Origin of the sequence: Enterobacter cloacae complex sp. GYL001 (assembly GCF_049237125.1) — a bacterium.
Lineage (GTDB): Bacteria > Pseudomonadota > Gammaproteobacteria > Enterobacterales > Enterobacteriaceae > Enterobacter > Enterobacter hormaechei_C.
Genome location: NZ_JBMKGW010000042.1, coordinates 1 through 3986, shown reverse-complemented (window position 1 = coordinate 3986; position 3986 = coordinate 1). Strand labels below are relative to the sequence as shown.

6 protein-coding genes and 1 pseudogene are annotated in these 3986 nt (G+C 46.7%); all 7 read right to left on the bottom strand.

What is annotated here, in order from left to right:
* Positions 1–41 precede the first annotated feature (41 nt).
* Positions 42–491: an HNH endonuclease gene (locus ACOTWU_RS24980; RefSeq protein WP_000241453.1), complete on the bottom strand. Its 450-nt coding sequence runs from the start codon at positions 489–491 to the stop codon at positions 42–44.
* Between the two features lie 54 nt (positions 492–545).
* A complete protein-coding gene (locus tag ACOTWU_RS24975; protein ID WP_000159617.1) occupies positions 546–740 on the bottom strand; it encodes a hypothetical protein in 195 nt (64 codons plus the stop codon).
* Complete coding sequence (locus ACOTWU_RS24970; protein WP_000172888.1) at positions 737–1048, bottom strand: hypothetical protein; 312 nt, start codon at positions 1046–1048, stop codon at positions 737–739. Before ACOTWU_RS24970 ends, ACOTWU_RS24975 begins: the two co-directional genes overlap by 4 nt.
* Positions 1049–1110: 62 nt before the next feature.
* Positions 1111–1350 (bottom strand): hypothetical protein, encoded by a 240-nt coding sequence (locus ACOTWU_RS24965; RefSeq protein ID WP_001180999.1) that lies wholly within the window; start codon positions 1348–1350, stop codon positions 1111–1113.
* 249 nt (positions 1351–1599) lie between these two features.
* Positions 1600–3012, bottom strand: a complete 1413-nt coding sequence (locus ACOTWU_RS24960; RefSeq protein ID WP_022646499.1) for a hypothetical protein — start codon at positions 3010–3012, stop codon at positions 1600–1602.
* 153 nt (positions 3013–3165) lie between these two features.
* Entirely contained in the window at positions 3166–3495 is a 330-nt protein-coding gene (locus ACOTWU_RS24955) for a hypothetical protein (protein WP_000140246.1), read from the bottom strand.
* Between the two features lie 116 nt (positions 3496–3611).
* Positions 3612–3986: pseudogene (locus ACOTWU_RS24950) on the bottom strand (IS5-like element IS903B family transposase); the annotation flags it as partial.

The window sequence follows — 3986 nt, the reverse complement described above, 5'->3', positions numbered from 1 at the left end:
CTGAAAATGCCGGCCTTTGAATGGGTTCATGTGCAGCTCCATCAGCAAAAGGGGATGATAAGTTTATCACCACCGACTATTTGCAACAGTGCCATTTCTTTTCTCATTCCTTCAACACTAAAAGCTCCTTTAAAAAGGTTGCAGGGGGCGCATGATGGAAATAAGTTTTCTATAGCATGCAGTTCAGGGTGCATAACCTTACCCGTACTTCGGGCAACATGAGTTACGCCGCTGCCGACAGGGGCTCTCACCAGTTCAAAGTCGCGTCGAACAGGCTCAACATGATCGGCATGCCACCCTTTTTCAGGAAGCTTGCAACCACAATAGGCACAACGCCCCCCAAATTTCATTCGCAGCTCAGCTCGCTGTATTTTAGAGATCTTATTTTTAGGTTTTGAGAACCTACCATCAGGTGATTCAGCTTTGGATAACTTTGCTGAGGGCTCAGGTAATTCAACTAAATTCCCGTTGATATTTATCACCTTGACCATATCATTTTCCGCCTTTACTAAGCTCACGGGCACAGGAACTGGCTTAAGTAACCGCTAAAGATAACAGCCACTGACTGCATCTACCCAGACCTTCTGTTTATACTCAATAGGCCACCCCTCTTTATCTGCCCGGATGACGCAATCATTTACCGTGGTGCGTGACCGGATACGAACATCAAGCGGAAGCGAATCGTTATCCACACGAGCCTGTGCCTCATTTAAAATGCGTAAAAACATCTCTTTGGTCATTCAGATACCCCCTCAACTTTGCGAATTTTGATCAGATGAGGGCGACTCAGTTTACAAAGTTGTTCTGTCGCTTCATCAATCGAATTGAACCGATGAGCCTCTTCGATATTTAAAGTCCAGTATTTCGCTTTCCCTTCTCCCAGATCGGACTCAAAATAATTTCGCTTTACATCCATTTTTTTAGGCCTGCCATTTATCTTGACGACATTATGTCTGTCATCAAAAAGAAATTCGTCCCCCTCAAAAGTGATTAATACAAATGGCCCCTCAGGCTTGGAAGTCCGGGAACTTTCCATTTTCAAAGTCATACTTCAGCCTCTCGATAGAACTCATGAAACGTCAAATTAAAATGGACTCACACCACACTGATTCAGTATTCCTCCTGAACCCCATTAGGCTCTGTTGTGATTTCATATTTAATTCCGCCAGGTGCTCCCACAGCGTCCGCGACCGACTCACACAGCAGCGAGAGATCGTTGAGGGTCATTGGGTGTTCAATGTCCAGCGTGAAGAGTTTCCCGGCTTGCTTGGCGGCTGTCTTGTCAGCATGTTCGGCATTAAAAAGGTATACGGTGTGTTTTTCCTGAGCGGGTGTATTTTGATTTTGCATTGATGATCCTTTTGTTTAGTTCCCCGATTCCGGGGGTGAGTGAATTAATTTAAATTTATATTCGTCTGGTTTAATTAGAACGTTTCCACGCTATGCGTAAACAGGTAATGCAAGGGCTGTATCAACAGGATTAAAGTTACTTTTCTGGATGCAGCAACGCTTGGACATGATGTCCACATTACATCACGATCAAAGCTAAGTTTTTTTTGTATAACCCCTCCATTTTCGTGTGTTTCGCGTTTCAGACGCTTATACGACCTGCTTGACCATCCTCATCAGAAGGCGGTTTAACAGTCCTTTCGCTGTCGGGCGATTGCTATCGACATAGTAAAAACCTGTTTTGGTCGTACCGTGAGCACTGCTCAGCACCCTCAGTTCCCAGATAACGTCACGGATAACGCCGCCATTTTCTGGCTTAAGGCATTCAGATAAATGGCGCATGAAACGAGCTCTTACGGCACGGTAATAGCGGAACTCCTCTGGCTGGTTAGTATTTTCTTTCACCCGGAGTCGCTGGTTACACAGAGTTAGAACTGCATCCATCATTCCCGCCTTCAGCTTCGCCTGGATCGCACCTTGTTGCTGTTCCCTCTCACCTTCGAGTAACGTTAAAATTCTTTCTCCGAGTGCCGTCTTGTTGTGTACGTGCAACTGAACACAGGCAGCTACGCATGCCCAGAATCTGAACTTTTTTATCTGTCCACGCAATTTCCGGGCTACAACCTGACGGTATGCAGAATCACTGAGTATTTTAAAACGCCGACTGGCAACCAGCTCTGGAAGCGACACTCTGTCGCCTATCCCCAGGCGGGAAAAGGTTTGTCCCCGCTGTGCGAGACGATGATAGACAGCGCCCTTGCCTTTTGAAATTCGGACCGCGCCATAACGAAGAAGATACTGAGCAGCAGTCGTTGGAGTAAACTCACCGTCAGCGATGCGCTGGCGTAACCCGTCGTATTCATGCCAGATAATCCAGGACGCCGTATCTTCTTCAACAGTCAGCTCATCCTCTTCCTCGAATGCCACGACGACAGAACTGCTCTCTCCGGTCTTTAGGCTACGTGAAGCCCTGGGGTCAGCCTGCCCGTCAAAATAGGTCATCAGCGGCAACGTATCAGTCAGTCCATCATAAGCTGTACCGAACCGGCCTCCGGGCAGTTTCATCCAGAGTGGAGCTGGCATTGGTGTACGGGGCACAGGCTGCATGTCAGGCTCATCCTCAAGAAGGTCCAGATCGGCCTCTTCCCAGACCCTGCGATAGATCTCAATTGCCCGAAACGGGCGAGGGTTGAAACAGTGCAACGACCAGAGGAAATCAACGTGGATCACGTTTGCTTCCTGTACAAGCCGAAATTGTGGCTCAGCCATACGACGGTTATAAGCCGTATCGTCAACCTCGCCGGAAAGTAGCTTTCTGCGATGCTCTGCCGCACGTCTTGCTTCAACATAATCAAGGCTGCAACAGGCATGAAAAAGACGTTCAGTCAGGGACGAAGAAAAGATATTGGGTTGAAGACGCACATATCCGCCTTCGAACACTTTACGACCGATATAATCCCGCAGGCTCCAGTCGTACTGGATCTTAGAAAGAAATCGCTGAAGACGACTCAGGCCAGCCTGATAACCGTATTTCTCCGGGTCAGTTCGAAGGAGCGTTTCCATTGAATGGTCAACCCCTACTGCTGTGCAAAATGAGCACCCTATAATTCTGATCATTTAGAAATTTTTTTGCGTTTAAAATCAATGAATTGAAAGATTTCATTTTTCTAAGTCTGATAAAACAGATGAAAACCCAACTGACTATACTCATAAAACTCAATCTTTGCGCTGCTGTACGATACCAGTAATTACAGGTGCCGAGTTTAACATCATGAAAAGTAGCCCAATAATGAATGACGCAACGCCAGCTGCGGTGCCTAACTTCTGACTGAACACCATTGAAACAAAGTACATATTTGGGATAAAAACGGACATAGCAATCACGAAAAGTAACTTATTCAGATAATTATTTATTCGGGTCTTAACCTCAACTCTATCATAAAAAGCCATCGAAACGTAAGCAGTTATCAGTGAATAAAAAGACCATGTCATATAGTTAACCGATTCATTAAATGCCTCTCGCAAAAGCAAAGCACTTTCTGTCATTCCCTACCTCATTAAATCAATAGAAAATAAATCTGAATAATTTATTTTTAAAAGAAAAGAGGCTTTGTTGAATAAATCAGATTTCGGGTAAGTCTCCCCCGTAGCGGGTTGTGTTTTCAGGCAATACGCACGCTTTCAGGCATACCTGCTTTCGTCATTTTGTTCAGCGCTCGTACCAGGGCCATAGCCTCCGCAACCTGACCATCGTAGTCACGCAGCGTCAGTGAACCCCCGAACAGCTGTTTTACCCGGTACATCGCCGTTTCCGCTATCGAGCGACGATTGTAATCTGTTGTCCATTTCCACCGCGCATTACTCCCGGTCAGCCGCTGATTCGCAACAGCACGGTTACGGTCTGCATATTCACCGGGCCAGTAACCCGCACCTTTTCGGGGCGGGATAAGCGCGCTGATTTTCTTACGCCGCAGTTCATCGTGACATAGCCGGGTATCGTAAGCGCCATCGGCGGCGGCTGACCTGATTTTCCGGTG

Coding starts and splice junctions, on each gene's coding strand:
- ACOTWU_RS24960 (WP_022646499.1), bottom strand. CDS start 3,012: ATGGAAACGCTCCTTCGAACTGACCCGGAGAAATACGGTTATCAGGCT.
- ACOTWU_RS24980 (WP_000241453.1), bottom strand. CDS start 491: ATGGTCAAGGTGATAAATATCAACGGGAATTTAGTTGAATTACCTGAG.
- ACOTWU_RS24965 (WP_001180999.1), bottom strand. CDS start 1,350: ATGCAAAATCAAAATACACCCGCTCAGGAAAAACACACCGTATACCTT.
- ACOTWU_RS24955 (WP_000140246.1), bottom strand. CDS start 3,495: ATGACAGAAAGTGCTTTGCTTTTGCGAGAGGCATTTAATGAATCGGTT.
- ACOTWU_RS24970 (WP_000172888.1), bottom strand. CDS start 1,048: ATGACTTTGAAAATGGAAAGTTCCCGGACTTCCAAGCCTGAGGGGCCA.
- ACOTWU_RS24975 (WP_000159617.1), bottom strand. CDS start 740: ATGACCAAAGAGATGTTTTTACGCATTTTAAATGAGGCACAGGCTCGT.